We start from the raw sequence: 19,395 nt of genomic DNA, 5'->3' as shown, positions 1-19,395 counted from the left end.
ATGTTACTTTAACTCTCCCCAGCTGTCGCCTACACTGACTGAACACTCCAATGGCACATCCAACTCCAAGATATTCTCCATCGTATGCACAAAACGTTTGGAGATTTCTTCTACTTTCTCTTCTTTGACTTCAAAAATGAGTTCATCGTGTATCTGTAAAAGCATAAAGGCATCCAGATTCTCTTCTCGTATCATCGTATCTATTTGATTCATAGAGAGTTTGATAAGGTCAGCGGCACTGCCTTGGAAAACGGTGTTGACCGATTCACGCATGTAGGCTGCTTTTTGCATACCGTTGGCATTTTCATAGTCAAAGATACGTCTTCTTTTCAGTATGGTTTCCACATAACCGTCTATCTTGACACGTTCCTGGATCCCTTCAAGAAAGCTTTTCACTGTGGGGAATGATGCAAAATAGTTCTTGATGATCTCCTTGGCTTCTGCTTGTGGAATACCGACATCCTCAGAGAGTTTTTTCGGTCCCATACCGTAAAGAAGCCCAAAGTTCACCGATTTTGCCAAGTTACGTTTCTCTTTAGCTTCCTCTTCTCCAAAAAGTTTGATGGCAGTCGCAAGGTGAATATCCGTTCCTTGATTGAAGGCATCCATTAAAGCGGCATCTTTGGAAAAGTGTGCAAGCAGTCTAAGTTCTATCTGAGAGTAGTCGATACTGACCAGTTTATAGCCCTCTTTAGCCACAAAAGCTTCTCTTACCGAACGCCCGAGTGCTGAACGTACAGGGATATTCTGCAGGTTAGGATCACGCGAACTTAAACGTCCTGTCGCTGTACCCGTTTGTACAAAAGAAGTATAGATACGACTGTGCTCATCGTTATTGGCCAGCTTAAGTAAAGGATCCACATAGGTAGATAGTATCTTCTGGTATTCACGGTACTCAAGGATCTTCTCAATAATAGGATGCTCACCTACCAATGCACTTAAGACTGCTTCATTGGTACTGTATCCTGTTTTGGTTTTCTTACCGCCTTTGAGTCCCAACTGCTGAAAGAGTACGACACCTAACTGTTGTGTAGATTTGATGTTAAACTCAGAACCGCTGAGTTCATAGATCTCCGAAGTCAAAGTAGCCAGATCTTCACTAAGCGTTTTTTGTAGTGCTTCCAGTTTGGAAGGATCGATCTTAATACCCAGGTTTTCCATACGTATCAGTACATTGATAAACGGGTACTCTACATTTTTAGCTTCCTTCAGAAGATGTGTCAAAGAAGAGAGTTCCATTTTCTTTTTAATCACACCATAGAGCAAATAGGTCATCCAGGCATCTTCAGCTGCATAAAAAGTGGCATCCTCTATGGCTACTGCTGAAAAATCCTCTCCTTTCTTTACCATCTCTTTAAAAGGTTTCATCTCATATTTGAAAAAGGTCTTGGCCAGTGTGTCAAGCCCCACTTTACTTCCCGGGTTTGAAAGCCACGCCATGATCATCGTATCGGCATAAGGTATGATCGGTTCCATGTTAAACTGGTTATAGAGTAATGAAAAGTCAAATTTGAGATTTTGTCCCACGACCTGGAATGTCATGAGCTTTTTGAGTGCACTGATCGCATCATCCAAGCTTACCTGTGCTTCTACACCCAGGTAATTATGCCCCACAGGTACATAGTAGGATCTTTGTGCATCGAAACAGAAGCTGAACCCTACCAGGTTTGCTGTTTTGGTATCCAGTCCAGTGGTTTCTGTATCAAAAGCGACGATCGCATCTTTCTCTATACTCTCTATCACACTGTTTAACTTCTCTTTGCTGTCTAACGTGATCGCTTCAAAACTGAGTGCTGCGCTCTTTGGTTTTTCCACTACCGGACAATCTGTCTCTTCAAGCCCTACTTTTGCTTTTTTAATGGCTTGCTTCATCTCATATTTCTCAAACTCTTCAAGTAGGCACGAGAGGTAGTTCTTGTCTTCAAAGACAAAACTTTCCACATCTAAATCTTTGAAGACATCTGATCTCATAGTCACCAGTTCACGGGACAAGAAAGCATTCTCTTTACTCTCTAAAAGTAGGTTCTGTATACGCGGTGTACCACAGTTTTCGATATCTTCATAGATCGCTTCAAGTGTGTGATACTGGTTGATCAATTTTGCTGCACCGACTTTTCCTATCCCTTTTACACCGGGGATATTGTCTGAACTGTCTCCGAGTATGGCTTGAAAATTGATGAAGTCTTTAGGACGTACACCAAATTTATCCACACATGCCTGTTCATCTACTTCTTGCTTTTTTACAGAGTCATACATGACCACAACGCCATCATCGATCATTTGGTAGAGATCTTTATCATGCGAGACAATACGTACTTTTAAACCTTTTTCTCTGGCAAATTTGGTGACTGTCGTGATCACATCATCTGCTTCAAACCCTTCTCTTGACAGATTGGCAAACCCCATTTGTTCTATCCACTCTATAGCTACAGGAAGCTGTTTGATCAGATCATCCGGTGCTGCTTCACGATGGGCCTTGTACTCCGGATAGAGATCATTACGGAAAGTTCTGCCTTTTGCATCCAGAGCAAAAACCAGGTAATCGGTACTGTGGTCACGGTGTAAAGAGTCCACAAGATTGGCAAATCCGGTTAACAACCCTGTCGGGAAACCTTCCGAATTACGTAGAGGAGGAAGTGCAAAATAGGAACGAAAGAAAAATCCGAATGTGTCTATGATCGTGATCGTTTTCATACTGTTTTTCCTTCCAATTCTTTGGCCAAATACTCACCGGTATAAGACCCTGTTTTTTTATACTCTTTTGCTATCTCTTCCGGTGAACCTGTAGCAATGACAAGTCCGCCTTTATTTCCACCTTCAGGTCCCATATCTATAATGTAATCTGCATTTTTGATCATATCCAGATTATGTTCGATGACGACCACTGAATTACCCAATTCGACCAAATGGTGTAATACACCTGTAAGTCTGTCCACATCAGCAAAGTGAAGTCCCGTAGTCGGTTCATCCAACACATAAAGGGTTTGGCCTGTATCTTTACGGCTTAGCTCTTTACTCAGCTTGATACGCTGCGCCTCTCCCCCTGAAAGTGTGGTAGCATTTTGTCCCAGGGTGATATAATCCAGTCCAACATCTGTCAATGTCTTCAGCTTGACCGCAATAGCCGGGATCGCTTTGAAGAATTCCAGTGCTTCACCTACACTCATACCAAGTACATCGGAGATAGACTTTCCTTTATACAACACTTCTCGAGTCTGTGCATTGTAGCGTGTACCGTCACAGGCATCACACTTTACCAAGACATCCGGCAAGAAGTGCATCTCGATCTTGATCTGTCCATCTCCCTGGCACTTCTCACAGCGTCCACCTTTCACGTTAAATGAAAAGCGGCCTATCTTGTACCCGCGAAGTTCTGCCTCTTTGGTTTGCGCAAAGAGTTTACGTATCTCATCCATAATACCGGTATAGGTTGCAGGGTTGGAACGCGGTGTTCTCCCTATCGGGCTTTGGTCCAGATAGATGACCTTATCAAGTTTGTCCAGTCCTGTGATCTCTACACCATCGACTTTATTCACCTTTTTTGCATGGTTCAGTATCTCTCTTGCCACAGGAAGCAGCGTTTGAAGGATCAATGAACTTTTACCGCTTCCACTGACACCTGTAACACACACAAAATTCTCCAAAGGGATCTTCGCATCAAGTTTTTCGATATTGTTGATCGTCACATTTTTGATCTCTATCCACTCATTTTGGGGCTTGTCATGCGTGTAAGAGATAACTTTCTTGCCATACATATAGTCTGCTGTCAGGGTCTTGGCTTTGGCCAATTTCTTTGCATCACCGGCAAATACTACTTCTCCACCAAACTCACCTGCTCCAGGACCGATATCTATAATGTAATCGGCTGCAAGTATGGTCTCTTTATCATGTTCCACTACGATCACGGAATTCCCTTTGTCACGCAAAGAGTTAAGTGTACGTATGAGCTTCATCGTATCACGTTCATGCAGTCCAATGCTCGGCTCATCCAGTACATACATCACTCCCGTCAGTCCGGAACCTATCTGGGAAGCGATACGTATACGCTGTGCTTCTCCCCCTGAGATACTTCTTGCATCACGGCTCAAAGTAATGTAGCCCAGCCCCACATCATGTAGGAAATAGAGTCTTTCATACAACTCTTTAAGTATGGATTCTGCTATCATCTTCTGCTGCTCATTCAAGTGGGAAAAACTCTTTTCATCTGCGAAATAGGCATACGATTTTTCGATAGGCATATCAATGATATCTGCGATATTTTTCCCCTCTATCTTCACCGCTAAAGAACGGGGTCTGAGTCTATGCCCATGACACTTGTCACACACCTTTTCAGTCATATATTCAGAAAGGTCTTTCTCCTCTTTGAACATGTCATGTGCGAACTTCACGACTCCGGGCCATTCACGTTTGAGCTTATGCCGTTTCCATACGAAATCTACCGTACTCCCATTTCCATAAAGGATGGCCTTTTGCTGGTGTGCTTCAAGTTCACCATAAGGGAGTTGGATGTCTATCTCATTTTGTTCACAGAAAGCATTGAGGAATTTGGTGTAATAACTCTTATTAAACCCGTACATGATCTTGACAGCACCCTTGTCTATACTGAGTTCCTGGTCTATGACCTTCTTCAGATCTATCGCATAACGGATCCCAAGGCCATCACAGGTCGGACAGGCACCCTTAGGTGAGTTGAAAGAGAAGCTTACCGGTTCCAAAGGTTCGAAGCTCAGTTTACAGTCAAAGCAGGCCAAGTGTTCAGAGTAATGGATATGCTGTCTATCAAGTTCCAACTCTTCATAATTGAGTACTTCGATCTCCATCTCGCCGTAACTCTCTTTGAGTGCTTTTTCCACATCCTGTCCTATACGGTCACGGCTCTCTTCTTTGACAACGACTCTGTCGATCACCACTTTAATGGTGTGTTTTTTTGTTTTGGAAAGTTCTATCTCATCATCAAGACGCACCATCACCCCATCGATCATCGCACGGACATATCCTTTGTGGCGAAGAGACTCCAGCATGTCTGCAAAGGTACCTTTTTTCTCTTTGACCAGCGGGGCCATGATCATGAGTTTTGCCCCATCAGGCAGTTTTAGCACCTCTTCTATAATATCAGAAGCGGACATCGAAGAGATAGGCTTTCCGCACTCATGACAATGCTGTTCACCGACACGTGAAAACAGTAATCTCAAGTAATCATAGATCTCAGTGATCGTTCCCACAGTGGAACGCGGGTTTTTAGAGGTGGTCTTCTGGTCTATCGCAATAGCAGGGGTCAACCCCTCTATTTTATCGACATCAGGTTTTCCTACACGCCCCAAAAACTGCCGTGCATACGAAGAGAGTGACTCTATATAACGTCTTTGACCTTCCGCATACAAAGTGGAAAAGGCCAAAGTAGACTTACCACTTCCCGAAATTCCGGTAACGACTACCAGTTGGTTTTTAGGGATGCTCAGATTTATATTTTTTAAATTATTTTCTTTTGCACCGTAAACGTGTATCATATCTTTCTTCATAATTATCCCTGTTTGACTTCACCTAATAGATGGCTATTAAAAAAGTTATTTTACAACAAAGTATCATTGATACCCATAAAGTCTATGGATAATATCAGATCTTTATCACTTGAGCAGGAACAGAAAAGACAAATTTATAATATTCATCTTCATACACAGATTCTATTTCACCTTTCAGTCTTTTGATTAACTTTATACTTAATTGCAAGCCATGTCTCCCTTTTTCATTTCCGGTTAACTTCATTTGTTTTAACACGGATTTGAACAAACTGTTTTTTTGGTACACAGTACTGCCAATCTCAATAGTTAGAAATTTATTTTTATAGGCAAAATGTATATTTACCGGTTTGCTATGTTCAGCAAACTGATAAAGATCCATTAGAAGGTGTAGAAATATACTCTGTATTTTAGGTGCATCAAATACTAAAGATGCAGGAATCTCATTCTCTACGACAATATTAAAATCCATCATCTCCGGGAAAATGTTATGTTTATACTTTTCTATGCTCTTCACAAAATCTTGAATCATACATTTTTCATTATGGACCTTAAGGTTTCCATTAAAATAATACCCTTCTAGCATGTCGGGTACCAACTTTGTTTTTCTTAATGTTTCCTCCAAGTCTTCCATACCTTTTCGGGAGGCAATTGAAAAAACCAATAGCTCAAACAACATATATGCATACTCATTTTTTTCGAAAAGATGGTGCACTTCCTCAAGTATAAATTCGATATTTTGATCGAGCTTTCCTAATCTCTTATTCTCTATCAAAGACCTCTTTAATTTTTCTTCTTTGATGTTTTGAACATTATTACTCTTATTAGCTTCCTTAAGCTCATGCTTTAAATGTTCATGATCTTCTTTGAGTATCTCGAGTTGTGTGGTTAACTCTTTTATCTGTGATTGATAGGCTTGTATCTCAGAAGAAAGTTCTAATGCAGATGTTTCTATTTGCTTACATTTTTCTTCTGATTTCTTTAGCTCACTTTGAGATTTGTCTATTTTGGTTTTATATACAGCTTCGTTTTTTCTATAGAACTCCAGTTCTTCCAAAGTCTCATCAAATTTCTTTTCCAGTGCTGTAAATTCATCGCTCACTTTACTTGGTATATCTTTCGTCTCTGGAGCTACGACAGACTTAGTATCAGAAACAACTTTATTCTCTTTAGTGTCATCTGTAAATGCGATGATCTCTTCTTTTTCCATCTTTTCGCACACTACCAATTTCGTCAATAGTGGCATAAATGATTTCAGTATAGATTCATCTTTTCTGGTAAAGATCTTTTTTTGCTTTAAGCCTCTCCATATACGTAATACCCCTATGACCCGCTTACCCTTTATAATAGGGAAGATCATTAAAGCTTTTACTTTTAACTCTAGGGGATTATCTATTTCAGGAGTATAATACTTATCACTGGTACTATGATTCGAAATCACAGGAGACTTACCAGTGATGGCTTGTTTTGTTAGACTTGGTACTAAAGAAACAGCTTCTTGATCGCCACTTTCAATTAAGTGCAGCATTTCATTCTTATCATCATATGCCCAAAGCTTTACAACCTCGGCATTGAAAAGTGACTCAAATTGCTTTTCTATTTGTTCTATATAGTTTAAATCTTTTGACTCAACATATTTATTTAAAGTGTTAGCCATCGTTTTAAAATTCGACTTTAAATCACCTTGCATTCTCTTCCTTATTCTCTATATTCATTTCTCTTGAGGCAGTGTTGTGCGTATCTGTTTTGGCATATAGTACTTAAACTGTTTAGGTTGTATGAAAAAATCTATTTCACCGCACTTTTCACTGATATCATTCCACGAGTCTATATTTAGATTGATTGCCAATACCCCCAACGTAGGGAGTTTAGAGAAATTTGTCTCTATCAAAAAATTTGCGAATTCAGTCAACTCCGGGTTATGTCCCACTAAAAATATCGTTTCATAGCTGTCATCTTGAAGGGTCAATATATTCATTAGCGTTTCAGGACGCGAATTATAAAGTTCCTCCATATAATGGATCCTACCTTCATAACCGATCTTTTTACCTAGTTGATCCGCCGTAGTCTGTGCTCTGAGTGCTAAACTTGATAAAATAAGATCCGGTTTCAACCTCTGAAGAGACATATATGAACTGATCGTATCAAGGTCTTTATGACCTTTTTTTTCAATCCTCTCTCAAAGTCACTAAGCGACCCATCACTCCAGTCTGATTTTGCATGCCGTATAAGATATAATGTTTTGATGCTCCACTCCTATGCTCTATTTTAATACAAAACCAAACCTAAACCTTTTTAGACTTGATTTCATATTAGGATGCGGTAGACCATAAATGAGCTTACAGCTCATTCATGGCTTTAGACATGCTTTGTACAGTCTTCTCCATAATCATTTTTCCAAGGGCTACATTCCCGTCATCCCTAAAAATGGCAAACGTTGTAAGTTTGGAAAAATTGTCTCCGCCTGCATCTCCAGAACTATTGATAAGGAAAACATGTCCATCTTCCGTTCTGGACTCTACCAAAGAGGCATCAGCAAACCCCACGTCCAAAGAAGATTCAGAGATCATTCTAAATGCATCATTAAAGATACTTGCTGAATATGCGATATCTACGCTTGTGTTCTCTTCATCCATATAAAGTGTTTCACCAGAAAAGTTCAATACTGCAGATCCTAAATATCCGTTTACAGAACGTAATTTTTTCATTGATTGGTCAAATTCGATCATTGTCTATCCTTCTATTAACTGTTTTGAATTTTTTGCATGGTTTCGTTGAATGTAGCTAAGCTTCCGTCATGATCTTTTAAAAATGCTTCTAAGAGTGCCAAAGATGCATCCATGCCACCGTTCTCTTCTGCAGCAAGCAACTCTTTATATAAAGGTTCGATCACAGATCTTGCAGATGCGGACATCCCTCTTCTGGTTGAAACATAATTTCTGAATGATTTATCTGGGTTTGTAGCAACTTTTATATGTGCGAATACCCAATAAAACCCTCCATCTTTAGAGAGATTTTTCACAAATGCTTTGACATCATTCCCTGCTTTGAGACTATCCCATAAATATTTGAAAATAATTTTTGGCATATCCGGGTGACGTACAATTGAATGCGGTTTGTCTAAAAGTTCTGCTTGTGTATAGCCTGCTAATTTAAAAAATATCGGATTTGCATAGGTGATATTACCTTCTGCATCTCCTTTTGAAACAACAATATCAACACTTTTAACTTCGTGTTCTAGATCTATTGGTTTCATGCTCATAAGATAACTCCTTGTAAAAATATAATGCTGACCTTTATCGGCACAGAGGTTGAAAACAATATAACTGAATGAAAAAGAATAGTAAGAATCTATGGTAACCTGGCGATCTCAAAAATAAGACCCATGGCTTTCTGCCCCTATCTCACAATAGGTTTAGCTTTTTCAATGAAGGTATATGGGCGCGAAGTATATAGCTACCTATCTTTTCAAATACTTAATAATTGCAGTATTTATGATAAATTGAGTGATTTTATTATAATTAATATTATTGAAAATATTTGAGGATAATCATGAATTATATTGATGATTTAACGTGCGATTTAAAGCGTCTTTAAAGTAGATATTAGGAGGAGGATTTTTAATGATAAATAGCGATTAAATGGACCCTTTATGTCATCAATTATATAAAAGATACGACTCAGAACCACATTTTTTTTATCAAAATGATCAATGCGAACATATAAAGTGCTAAAAGTGCCATCTTATGATGTTTCGAAGTCACATGATCTTTAAGCCAGATACCCATAGCTACACCGATCAGTGAAGCTACAGCGACCATCAAACCATTGTTAAAGTCTATCGTCCCGCTGCTCAATCGGCTTATCATCCCGGCTACCGAAGAGAAGACTACAAAGAACAACCCTGCACTGACCGCTTTTTTTATAGGGTAATGCAATACTCCTACTAGAAGAGGTGTGAGTATAATAGACCCCCCGATACCCAGTGTAATGGAAAATATCCCAATGCCAAGACCAATACTAAAAAGCAAGGCTTTATTCAATGTTTTACTCTTTCCATCATCCTCATGATGCTGTGAGAAAAAAAGTCGGAACAGAGCAAATATTAACAGCCCAAGAAAGAGAAACTGCAGGATGATATCTGAGATATAGTGTGTGACATACCCGCCGATGTATCCACCTATAAAGCCTCCAAATCCGACAAAGATCCCCTCACCGATGATCAAAGAACCTTTTCTGAAGTTAAGAAATGAGCCGTAAATAGAGCTAAAGACCATTTGAATGATGGAGATACCGATGGCATCTTTAGTATCAAAACCAAGCACTAAAAGTATAGGTACAAGGATCATTCCTCCACCTATACCAAAAAAGCCTGACATCGTACCGATAAAAATACCGACGAATATAAGTTCTATCATCATTTCCTCTGCTCCAAAAATTAAGTTGGAAGTATAACATTTTTCATCATGTTTACACTAATCTCGCTATACTTAGCGTATAGTATAGTAACGACATAGACAGATGTTTGAGTCTCTATCAAACTTCATGCAAAAAAGGCTGAGAAAAAAATGCTTCTATCACTGCTCTCATCTCTTCTGGATCTTCTATACGATTCACATCATTTCTAAATGCAGAAGCACCTTGATAACCCGCTTTTGAGTAGGAATGAAGGTTTTTTCTAAAAATGATCGCTCCATACTTGTCATAATGTTTGATCATTTGGTCAAAATGTTCTAAAACGACCTCTTTGATGAGTTCGGAAGTGGGCTCTTCCATGCCCTCTTTGATCTGTTTGAATATCCATGGCTTGCCTACCGCTGCACGTCCTATCATGATGCCGTCTGCACCTGTATGTTCCAGTACCCATTTCGCTTTGGCAGGAGAATCTATATCACCGTTGGCAATGACTGGTATCGAGACGGTTTCTTTTACCTCCCCTATCGCATCATAATCTACTGCTGCTTTGTATCTGCCTGCCCTGGTTCTTCCATGTACAGCGATGTAGTCTGCACCGGATTCCTGGCATACATGTGCTATCTCTTTATGGTTTTTTTCATTAAATCCCAAACGGAACTTGACTGAAGTATACTCTTTGTTGGAGTATTTTTTGATCGTTTCTATCACTTTACCCATTTGGGGCAGATCTGTAAGCAGGGATGATCCCTGAAGATTATTCACTACTTTGGGTGCGGGACAGCCACAATTGAGATCGATCGTCGTAATACCATCTATGGCATTGATAATTTCCACCGCGCGCTTAATGACATCCAGATCAGAACCCGCTATTTGGATAGCATAGGGGTCTTCTATCGGACTCTTCTCCAACATACGAAATGTTTTCTTTGAGTTATGGACCAAGGCATTAGAGCTTATCATCTCTGAAATGGTCAGGTCGACACCGAATTTCTTGACAACGGAACGAAAAGGGAGATCCGTAAAGCCCGCTAGAGGGGCTAAGACGTAAAGGGGTTTAGTAAAGTCTAGTTTCATTACAAACGGTTTGTATATCGATAATATCTTCTAATGTATATTTGGTGTGCTCTTGTTTGAGTTCCCAGAGTGCTCTGAACTTCATAAATTCGTGGTCTTCTTGTTCATTCAAGTAGGTTGCGACTTGCTCCAATAATTCATATTCGAACAGAAGATAAAGGTAAGCATTTTGTGCCTTAGGGTTTTCAAGTTGATACCCTCTGAAAATTGTCAAGTTCTCATCTGGATTAAAATATTTTTTAGTCACTGAAGCGATTTTAATATAGTCTTGACAACCCATATCAAGTGCCTCTACAAACTCTGAAAGTATCTCAGGTGTAAATTCAAGTCTGTTTTCTTCAGTCACTCTCTCAAGCATGGTAAAAAAGCTTTTCGTATCAAAAACCTTTACATATTTTCTGGCTTTTATAAAGTTCTCTTTGCGGGCAAACAAATCAAGTGCTTTAGCTTTTACTACCTCAGGATATTGTGTTGCAGCTTTGAGTACATCTTCAATGAATTTATCATCAGATTGTAGACGGTTCAGATAATTCTGTGTCAAAATTGGGTTATTAGTACCAAAGACTTTACTCATTTTTTCTTCTTTCAAGTCGACATACTCACCATTTTTTATTTTCTGTATGATATTGACAACACGTGTAAGTCTTGGTGTTAAACCTTCTATAGTATCAGTAATGCCGAGGGATGCTTTACCTAAAAGTGATGCAGAGCTTCTCACTGCATCCAAGCCATACTTTTGTTCTTTTGGCTCATTGATCAGTGACCAGTACAAAGCATCTTCTAAAGTACTGGCATCTTTTTGCCATTTTTTAAGTATAAAATAATTTTTTAAACCATAAATAAACATATGTAACAGAGTAAAGATGAATAAAAGCAGCATAGGTAGAACTATCCATACTGCTACTGGAAAACTAAAATTGATTCCCATCAATTCCATCGCATAATGGTCCGGGTTAACCGTATAAGTAAACGCAGCAATCACTGCCATAAGCGCAAAAGTAACAAAAATATACAGAGCAAGTCTCATTTTATCCCCTTATTTATATAAGCGACGCAAATAGCGTAAAGCTATATATCCACGTAAACACTATATTCCCTTTATCAGAGAGTTCACCTAAGCTGTTACTTTAAAATAGGAAATCTATTTCGTCTCTTTTTCAGTGATCTCTCGACATGTTATACAAAAACGTGCAAAGTTCTTTACTTCTAGACGTCGTCTGCCTATAGGATCCTCACACATTTCACATATACCGAAAACTCCTGCTTTTATTTTATCTAAAGCAAGTTCAATTTCGTTTAATTCTTTGCGTTGTTGTACTAAAATTGCACTATCTATCACAGCTTCTGCAGAAGCAGCTGCAAAATCACCTTCATCGTTCAACTCAAGTTCTCTCATTCCTTCTAACTCAAGGCTAGTACCTCTAAGGTTTTTTTCTATCTGTACTCTTCTGTCTAGCAATTTATTTTGAAATTCATTTAACTCTGTTTCTGTTAACATTTAATGTTGTCCTATTTATGATATGGGTGATTATGATTAATGGTCAAACCTCTAAAGATCTGTTCCATCAATACAACTTTCACAAGTTTATGTGAAAGCGTAATTTTACCAAATGATATTGAATTATTACATTTAGTTAAAAAATCCCTCTCAAAGCCGTATGCACCGCCAATAAAGAGGTTCACCTGAACGCTATCCTTAAGCAAATTTGCAAATTCATGACTATCTACTTCTTTCGAAGAGGGATCTAACGCTATATTTATACCAGAATCCAAATACTTTTCCAGTGCTTTAGTGTATGATTTTTGAGCAGCTTCAGGTGAAATATCCTGTGCCTTGGCTATTTCTTTGTCAAATACTTCGATGACTTCTACTTTTGCAAAAGGTTTAGCAATCTTTTTATAATGCTCTATCAAACCGGCATAGAGGTTATCTTTTCCTTTTTTATCGATAATGATGACATTGATCTTCATAGGAATACTCTTTCATTTTAGATGTATTTTTCATAATATTTTTGGTATTGTACACTATAGAGTTAAAAGGAGAAGTATGGATCGTATATTATTTGTATGCTTAGGAAACATCTGTCGCAGTCCTCTAGCACATGGTGTAGCGGAGCATATCGTCAACACTAAAAGACTTGAACTTTTCATCGATTCAGCCGGGACAAGTGATTGGCATAAGGGGGAAGCACCCTGTGAACACTCTATTAAGGTTGCGAAGCAGTACAATATTGATATCAGTCAACAACATTCCCGTCCTATAATACAAGAGGACATCACATCATTTAACTATATTGTAGCCATGGATAAACAGAACAAATCCGATTTGGAAGCCTTTGGATTTAGCAATGTCTATCTTTTAGGTGACTTTGGAGACTATCAGGGGGGAGATGTCCCTGATCCTTACTTCTTTGAAGGATTTGAAGGGTTTGATCATGTCTACAATATGGTTTCCGTATGTGTAGAAGATTTTATGGAAAAGGTAGAAAATGGAAGCCTCTGATTACTGTATCATCACGACTACTACAGATTCTCAAGAGAATGCCGATCTCATCACACGTCTACTCTTGGAAAAGAAACTGGTTGCCTGTGTACAATCTACAACCATACAAAGCGCGTACCATTGGGAAGGAAAAATCATGCAGTCTGAAGAGATACACCTTCAGATGAAAACCAGAAGATCCCTCTTTGAAACAATTCAAACAGAGATCGAGCAGCTGCATACCTATGACATGCCTGAGATCATCATGGTATCCATGGCAGGTGGAAACCTAGACTACCTTCAATGGATCGAAGAGGAAACCACGAACATTCAATCTCTTTGATAATAAGAGATCATAGAAGCTTTTTGGATCGTATGTTTGTTGATCATAAAACCCACCACTGCACTTTTACTCTCTGCTTTTACAGGTAAACTCTCAACATCCAAAGCATGTATCGTAAAGACATAACGGTGTGCTTTGTCTCCCTGTGGCGGACAGGCCCCGCCAAAACCTGCATGACCATAATCAGTCGTTGTTTCCAATGCACCTTTTGGGAGTGTTTTTTTCGCTGAAGCATCTGCAGAGATCTTATGGGTACCCGCTGGAATGTTCACGATCAACCAGTGCCACCATCCGCTGCCCGTAGGTGCATCAGGATCATACACAGTGAGCGCAAAACTTTTTGTACCTTTGGGTGCATGACTCCAGTGCAGTTCCGGAGAGATATTTTGACCATTACACCCAAACCCATCAAACTCCTGAGCTTTCACCAGCTGTCCTTTGAGCGTCTCACTCTCCAAAGTAAAACTCTCGGCCTCTAAAAATGAGCCTAGTATCATCACTATCCATAGATATCGCATCTTTTCTCCTTCTTTTTTACATATCATAGGGTAATTTATATTAGAATACTATTTAGCTTTTTCAAGATAAATCTTGATACTATACGCCTATAGAATAACCTATCACCCTAGATAAAAAAGGATAAACCATGCAAAATGATTTTACCAAAGCAATGCATTTCAGACATGCCTGTAAAGTATTTGACGAAAACAAAAAGATTAGTGATGAAGAGATGCATTACATCTTGGAAGCAGGAAGAAAATCACCTTCCTCTTTTGGTATGGAAGCATGGAAATTTCTTGTCATCACCAATGAGGATCTAAAAGCGAAACTCAGACCTTACTGCTGGGATCAAGTCCAGATCACCTCTTGTTCTCATCTTGTCATCATACTTGCAGGCATCGAAAATGTCAAAGTTGAGAGCGGTATACCTAAAAAGAGATTCATGCGACGCGACATGCCTCAGGAAACACTTGATTTTTATATGGATATCTATGCCAAACACTTGAAAAAAACACTGAGCACAGATGAGAATATCTATGCATGGACAGCCAGACAAAGCTACATTGCTTTGGGAAATATGATGACTGCTGCTGCTTTTATAGGGATAGACTCTTGTCCTATAGAAGGTTTTGAAAAAGAGAATGTAGAAGAGGTGTTAGGCCTGGATACAAGCAAATACCAAGTAGCTGTTATCGTGCCATTTGGCTACAGACTCAATGCACAATCCACTCAGCTAAGAGTTCCTTTTGACGAAGTGGTTGAGTTTATAAAGTAAGATCCTTTATCCACTCTCTTTAGAGTGGTCTCATATCAGAGATAACAAACAGTTCGTAATAGTTCTACATCGTCTCCACATCTTTAATGTCAATTCCCGATAGTTGTTCCATCTTTTTTTCAACCAGGTCTAAAAAAGTATCTCTGTTCTGTTCATCCATATTGGTATGCAGCATTTCCAATATATATTTGATACCGTTTGCATTGATTTTTTTAACACTAGCCAAATAATGCGTAAAAGCAATAAATTTTACATCATCGATAGAATAGAGCTTTTTATTCTCCTCTTTAGGTGGAAGTAAACCTTTCTCTTCATACATCTTCAGCGTTCTTATTTTTGTGGTTAAGAGTTCTGCAATACTACTCAATGGCAATATGTCTTTTTTATTATCTACTAATGCCAATGTTTTCCCCTTTTATCTGTTTATAATATTTTACACTATTTAGAATTAAACAGCATACACTTTATTATATATATTAACAATTTATTTAAGTATTTAGTAATATAAATATGTTAATATAGTACGTATTATATGTAAATATTTAACCTATTATTTGTTAAATATTTACATATAATGATGTGAAAAATTAAAATGAAATTATTTATCCAAAAAATCTAAAAAACTATTCAAATCTGTCTATAATAGATATATAGCCTATGAAAAAATAGCTGATAAATAATTCTAAAAAGGGAGAAAAACAACTTGAACATACCAGAAAAAATTGCACAGGATGTAAAAGAAGTTGCCTATCAATGGCAAAAGAAAATACAGGTTTCACGCAAGGGTCAAGAGCAAGATTTTCACGAGATGATGTTAAAAATGTTGAAAAATCCTGTGAACAAAATTTTCCTTATCGAACTACTGGACCAAAGCTTTCGTTCTAACGATCCTGACAGGGTTGCAGAGCAGCTGGAGTATATATTCGAAAAATATAAAAGCACAGACTTCTTTTCCCAGTTTGAACAGATCCTGATCTGGCTGTTTCGCGATGTTGGGATCTATCTTACTTCCATCTCCATTCCTCTTTTTGTCAAATACCTCAGAAATGATATCAGTGCCATTGTCATTCAAGGAGAGGATCCTGTGCTCTCAAAGCATATGCACAAAAGAAAAAAAGAGGGTACCAGAGTCAACATCAATGTGATCGGAGAGATCGTCCTAAGCAAGCAAGAAGCAGAAAAACGAGTAGAGAAATATATCAAACTGCTTCAAAATCCTGATGTCGATTATCTTTCTATTAAAATATCGAACCTTTTTTCACAGATCATTCCACATGCCCATGAGAACAACATACGTCACATATCCGAGCAATTACAAAAAGTGTATAGTGCCGCCATGGAAAATACCTATCTGGATAAGGACGGTAAGGAATACTATAAGTTTGTCAATCTTGATATGGAAGAGTATAGAGATATCCAGATGACTATCGATGCATTCAAAACGGTTTTAGAGATGGATGCCTATAAAAACCTTCATGCAGGCATCGTGATCCAGACTTACATGCCCGATGCTATGATACATATCAAAGAGCTCTATGCTTGGGCTAAAAAAAGAGTGCAAAGCGGTGGTGCACCTATCAAGATCCGTATAGTCAAAGGTGCAAACCAGGAGATGGAACTGACCGAAGCATCTCTCAGAGGCTGGCCGAATGTCACCTACGTCTCGAAAGCAGAATCTGATGCAAACTATAAAATTGCGATGAACTTTTTACTTGACCCGGACGTAGCACCTTATGTACATACCGGTGTCGCATCGCACAATCTGTTTGACCATGCATTAGCTATGCTTTTGGCCAAAGAGAGAAAAGTAGAAAAATATGTCACTGCAGAGATGCTTGAAGGGATGAGTGAGGCAGCCTACCAGGTGCTCAAAGAGCAAGGTTTGAATGTGATCCTCTATGCGCCGACTGCGACAAAAGAGACCTTTACCAATGCCATCGCCTATCTGGTAAGAAGATTTGATGAAAACACCGCAGAACAGAACTTTTTACGACACAGTTTCGGCCTTAAGGTCGATACCCCTGCATGGGATATTTTGGTCAAAAGTTACGACGATGCACTGGCACTTATGGCAACTGTTGATCAGAAACCCTACAGAACACAAGATAGGAATAAAGAGATCGTCAAAGAAACAATTGATGTGAAACGCTATCATTTTGAGAATGAGCCGGATACAGACTTTGTGCTCCAAGCAAACAGAGAGTGGGCAGAAAAGATCCGTAATAAGTGGCAGAATATCGGAGAAGTAGGTGGATTTAACGCATATCCCGTTGTTAGCGGTGAGATTGTGCAAAGAGATCTGCATGTGGATGTAATAGACAAGAGCCAGTACCACGAGAAGAAGCTGGCAGGACGCTATGCAGAAGCAACACATGAAGATATGAAAAAAGCCATTGCAACAGCAAAAAAAGACCCGGATGGCTGGAGAACACTGACAGTAGAGCAAAGACAAAAGATCCTGATGGATGTAGCACATGAGATCAGAGTCGCAAGAGCAGACCTTATAGGAGTGGCCGCTGCAGAAGTGGGAAAAGTGTTCACTGAAACGGACGTAGAGGTCAGTGAAGCGATAGACTTTGCAAACTTTTACCCTTACAGTGTAGCAAAGATATCAGGTCTTACAGGTGTTGAAGCCACAGGTAAAGGTGTGGGTCTGGTGATCAGCCCATGGAACTTTCCTATCGCCATTCCGGTAGGCGGCATCGCCGCATCACTGGCTGCAGGAAATACGGTCATCTTAAAGCCTGCAGAAGACTCTATTCTTTGCGGGTACCGTTTGTGTCAATGTTTTTGGGATGCAGGTATCAGTAAAAATACACTCCAGTTCATCCCAGGCCGCGGTTCTGTAGTAGGTGAACATATGATCCCCAGCAGAGATATCGATTTTACAATCTTTACAGGAGGTGAAAAGACGGCTTACAACATCATTAAATCCCGTCCGGATATAGCACTGAGTGCTGAAACCGGTGGTAAGGATGCGACGATTGTCACTGCTTTAGCCGACCGTGACCAGGCGATTAAAAATGTGATCGTATCCGCCTTTCACAACTCTGGACAAAAGTGTTCAGCCACCTCACTGCTGGTACTTGAAAAAGAGCTATTTAACGATGAAGCATTTAAACAGACGATCAAAGAGGCGGTCGAATCACTGAAAACGGGCTCTGTTTGGGATTTTTCCAACCGGATCGGTACCTTGTCAAATCTTCCCTCAGGTGAACTTAAAGAGGCCCTCTCCTATCTTGCTGAGGGCGAAGAGTGGCTGGTCAAACCGGATTACGCGGACAGAGGCAATCCTTATATGCTTACACCATCTGTAAGATGGGGAACAAAGAGAAATGATTTTTGTCATATGAATGAGCTTTTTGGCCCCGTGCTAAGTGTCATGTGTGCTGAAGACCTGGATGATGCCATCGACATAGTCAATGCAACAGGCTACGGTTTGACCTCGGGTATAGAATCCTTGGATAAAAGAGAGCAGGATTACTGGAAAGAACGGATCATTGCAGGGAATCTCTATATCAACCGTGTCACGACAGGTGCGATCGTAACACGCCAGCCTTTTGGCGGTATGAGAAAATCTGCAATAGGAAGCGGTAAAAAAGCAGGCGGTTTCAACTATGTCAGTCAGTTTATGAATCTTGAATATCATGAGACCAATCTTTATGAATCATGTTCAAGCCGGTTTTTAGATCAAATGAGAGTGCTCCTTACAAGAGATACAGTTTTTAATGATGAGTGTGAAGCTGCACTGAGACATATGTGCCACTTTACACATTGGTACGAGGTTGAGTTTTTAAAAGAGCATGACTATGCACATATCAGGGGAGAGAGCAATATTATCCGTTATCTTCCTGTGAAGAATGTACTGCTTAGGATCGAAGAGAAAGATGAACTTGATGAGATACTCACAACAATCATGGCCATCAAGATGATAGGGGCACAGCTTCATATCTCTATACCGGAAAGATCTCGTAAAGCCGAACTGATCTGGCTTGAATCCAAACAGCACTCTTTTATCGGGCAAGAGGACACGTTTGCCCGAGATGATGAAGATGCACTGATAAAGAAGATACCTGAAGTACAACGAGTAAGATTCCTGCATCCGGATAATGTAAGCGACACTATCTACAATGCGATCGCCGATAAAGCGATCTATATAGCCAGTGACAACTTTGTATCTCACGGCAGACTTGAACTGATGCACTACTTTATAGAGCAGAGTATCTCAAACTCTTATCACAGATACGGAAATCTTGGTATTCAAAGTATCAAATTCGAGGAGATTTAA

The 19,395-nt window shown here is 39.4% G+C and carries 17 protein-coding genes and 1 riboswitch; of the genes, 4 read left to right on the top strand and 13 right to left on the bottom strand.

Features of this window, described 5'->3' with window-relative positions:
• Nucleotides 1-3: 3 nt before the first annotated feature.
• The 11 genes from polA to SULAR_RS01325 form a co-directional block, all read right to left on the bottom strand.
• Entirely contained in the window at nt 4-2,694 is a 2,691-nt protein-coding gene (gene polA, locus SULAR_RS01375) for a DNA polymerase I (RefSeq protein ID WP_008242199.1), read from the bottom strand.
• Nucleotides 2,691-5,519: an excinuclease ABC subunit UvrA gene (gene uvrA / locus SULAR_RS01370; protein WP_008242197.1), complete on the bottom strand. Its 2,829-nt coding sequence runs from the start codon at nt 5,517-5,519 to the stop codon at nt 2,691-2,693. The genes polA and uvrA overlap by 4 nt, the downstream gene beginning before the upstream one ends.
• Before the next feature lie 94 nt (nt 5,520-5,613).
• The gene (locus SULAR_RS01365) at nt 5,614-7,206 is read right to left on the bottom strand and encodes a GAF domain-containing protein (protein WP_008242189.1); all 1,593 of its coding nucleotides are present in this window, start codon (nt 7,204-7,206) and stop codon (nt 5,614-5,616) included.
• A gap of 21 nt (nt 7,207-7,227) precedes the next feature.
• A complete protein-coding gene (locus tag SULAR_RS01360) occupies nt 7,228-7,644 on the bottom strand; it encodes a histidine phosphatase family protein (RefSeq protein ID WP_008242188.1) in 417 nt (138 codons plus the stop codon).
• Nucleotides 7,645-7,855: 211 nt separating this feature from the next.
• On the bottom strand, nt 7,856-8,245 hold the full coding sequence (locus SULAR_RS01355; protein ID WP_008242186.1) for a hypothetical protein: 390 nt from the start codon (nt 8,243-8,245) through the stop codon (nt 7,856-7,858).
• A gap of 14 nt (nt 8,246-8,259) precedes the next feature.
• Nucleotides 8,260-8,778 (bottom strand): PAS domain-containing protein, encoded by a 519-nt coding sequence (locus tag SULAR_RS01350; RefSeq protein WP_008242184.1) that lies wholly within the window; start codon nt 8,776-8,778, stop codon nt 8,260-8,262.
• Between the two features lie 90 nt (nt 8,779-8,868).
• Nucleotides 8,869-8,946, bottom strand: a riboswitch (cyclic di-GMP riboswitch).
• A 250-nt stretch (nt 8,947-9,196) separates the two neighbouring features.
• On the bottom strand, nt 9,197-9,937 hold the full coding sequence (locus SULAR_RS01345; protein ID WP_188084871.1) for a sulfite exporter TauE/SafE family protein: 741 nt from the start codon (nt 9,935-9,937) through the stop codon (nt 9,197-9,199).
• A 115-nt stretch (nt 9,938-10,052) separates the two neighbouring features.
• Nucleotides 10,053-11,006 carry a tRNA-dihydrouridine synthase gene (locus tag SULAR_RS01340; protein WP_008242179.1) on the bottom strand — a complete coding sequence of 318 codons (954 nt, stop codon included), beginning with the start codon at nt 11,004-11,006 and terminating at the stop codon, nt 10,053-10,055.
• Complete coding sequence (locus tag SULAR_RS01335) at nt 10,987-12,033, bottom strand: hypothetical protein (RefSeq protein WP_008242178.1); 1,047 nt, start codon at nt 12,031-12,033, stop codon at nt 10,987-10,989. Before SULAR_RS01335 ends, SULAR_RS01340 begins: the two co-directional genes overlap by 20 nt.
• A 114-nt stretch (nt 12,034-12,147) precedes the next feature.
• Nucleotides 12,148-12,504, bottom strand: a complete 357-nt coding sequence (gene dksA / locus SULAR_RS01330) for an RNA polymerase-binding protein DksA (protein WP_008242177.1) — start codon at nt 12,502-12,504, stop codon at nt 12,148-12,150.
• A gap of 11 nt (nt 12,505-12,515) precedes the next feature.
• Nucleotides 12,516-12,977: a 23S rRNA (pseudouridine(1915)-N(3))-methyltransferase RlmH gene (locus SULAR_RS01325; protein WP_008242176.1), complete on the bottom strand. Its 462-nt coding sequence runs from the start codon at nt 12,975-12,977 to the stop codon at nt 12,516-12,518.
• 76 nt (nt 12,978-13,053) lie between these two features.
• Between SULAR_RS01325 and SULAR_RS01320 the strand changes: the two genes are divergently transcribed.
• Both SULAR_RS01320 and cutA read left to right on the top strand, forming a co-directional pair.
• Nucleotides 13,054-13,509, top strand: coding sequence for a low molecular weight protein-tyrosine-phosphatase (locus SULAR_RS01320; RefSeq protein WP_008242175.1), 456 nt, complete (start codon nt 13,054-13,056; stop codon nt 13,507-13,509).
• A complete protein-coding gene (cutA, locus tag SULAR_RS01315; protein ID WP_008242173.1) occupies nt 13,496-13,831 on the top strand; it encodes a divalent-cation tolerance protein CutA in 336 nt (111 codons plus the stop codon). Before SULAR_RS01320 ends, cutA begins: the two co-directional genes overlap by 14 nt.
• Here the strand turns inward: cutA and SULAR_RS01310 are convergent.
• The gene (locus SULAR_RS01310) at nt 13,819-14,349 is read right to left on the bottom strand and encodes a YbhB/YbcL family Raf kinase inhibitor-like protein (RefSeq protein ID WP_008242160.1); all 531 of its coding nucleotides are present in this window, start codon (nt 14,347-14,349) and stop codon (nt 13,819-13,821) included. The genes cutA and SULAR_RS01310 overlap by 13 nt on opposite strands.
• A gap of 128 nt (nt 14,350-14,477) precedes the next feature.
• Between SULAR_RS01310 and SULAR_RS01305 the strand changes: the two genes are divergently transcribed.
• Nucleotides 14,478-15,107, top strand: a complete 630-nt coding sequence (locus SULAR_RS01305) for an NAD(P)H-dependent oxidoreductase (protein ID WP_008242157.1) — start codon at nt 14,478-14,480, stop codon at nt 15,105-15,107.
• 64 nt (nt 15,108-15,171) lie between these two features.
• On the opposite strand, the gene SULAR_RS01300 is transcribed toward SULAR_RS01305, so the two are convergent.
• Nucleotides 15,172-15,510, bottom strand: coding sequence for a MerR family transcriptional regulator (locus tag SULAR_RS01300; protein ID WP_008242156.1), 339 nt, complete (start codon nt 15,508-15,510; stop codon nt 15,172-15,174).
• Between the two features lie 300 nt (nt 15,511-15,810).
• Between SULAR_RS01300 and SULAR_RS01295 the strand changes: the two genes are divergently transcribed.
• Entirely contained in the window at nt 15,811-19,395 is a 3,585-nt protein-coding gene (locus SULAR_RS01295) for a bifunctional proline dehydrogenase/L-glutamate gamma-semialdehyde dehydrogenase (RefSeq protein ID WP_008242147.1), read from the top strand.

Source organism: Sulfurovum sp. AR (assembly GCF_000296775.1).
Taxonomy (GTDB): Bacteria; Campylobacterota; Campylobacteria; order Campylobacterales; family Sulfurovaceae; genus Sulfurovum; species Sulfurovum xiamenensis.
This window is presented reverse-complemented; position numbering and strand designations above follow the sequence as displayed.

Coding starts and splice junctions, on each gene's coding strand:
- polA (WP_008242199.1), bottom strand. CDS start 2,694: ATGAAAACGATCACGATCATAGACACATTCGGATTTTTCTTTCGTTCC.
- uvrA (WP_008242197.1), bottom strand. CDS start 5,519: ATGAAGAAAGATATGATACACGTTTACGGTGCAAAAGAAAATAATTTA.
- SULAR_RS01365 (WP_008242189.1), bottom strand. CDS start 7,206: ATGCAAGGTGATTTAAAGTCGAATTTTAAAACGATGGCTAACACTTTA.
- SULAR_RS01360 (WP_008242188.1), bottom strand. CDS start 7,644: ATGTCTCTTCAGAGGTTGAAACCGGATCTTATTTTATCAAGTTTAGCA.
- SULAR_RS01355 (WP_008242186.1), bottom strand. CDS start 8,245: ATGATCGAATTTGACCAATCAATGAAAAAATTACGTTCTGTAAACGGA.
- SULAR_RS01350 (WP_008242184.1), bottom strand. CDS start 8,778: ATGAGCATGAAACCAATAGATCTAGAACACGAAGTTAAAAGTGTTGAT.
- SULAR_RS01345 (WP_188084871.1), bottom strand. CDS start 9,937: ATGATGATAGAACTTATATTCGTCGGTATTTTTATCGGTACGATGTCA.
- SULAR_RS01340 (WP_008242179.1), bottom strand. CDS start 11,006: ATGAAACTAGACTTTACTAAACCCCTTTACGTCTTAGCCCCTCTAGCG.
- SULAR_RS01335 (WP_008242178.1), bottom strand. CDS start 12,033: ATGAGACTTGCTCTGTATATTTTTGTTACTTTTGCGCTTATGGCAGTG.
- dksA (WP_008242177.1), bottom strand. CDS start 12,504: ATGTTAACAGAAACAGAGTTAAATGAATTTCAAAATAAATTGCTAGAC.
- SULAR_RS01325 (WP_008242176.1), bottom strand. CDS start 12,977: ATGAAGATCAATGTCATCATTATCGATAAAAAAGGAAAAGATAACCTC.
- SULAR_RS01320 (WP_008242175.1), top strand. CDS start 13,054: ATGGATCGTATATTATTTGTATGCTTAGGAAACATCTGTCGCAGTCCT.
- cutA (WP_008242173.1), top strand. CDS start 13,496: ATGGAAGCCTCTGATTACTGTATCATCACGACTACTACAGATTCTCAA.
- SULAR_RS01310 (WP_008242160.1), bottom strand. CDS start 14,349: ATGCGATATCTATGGATAGTGATGATACTAGGCTCATTTTTAGAGGCC.
- SULAR_RS01305 (WP_008242157.1), top strand. CDS start 14,478: ATGCAAAATGATTTTACCAAAGCAATGCATTTCAGACATGCCTGTAAA.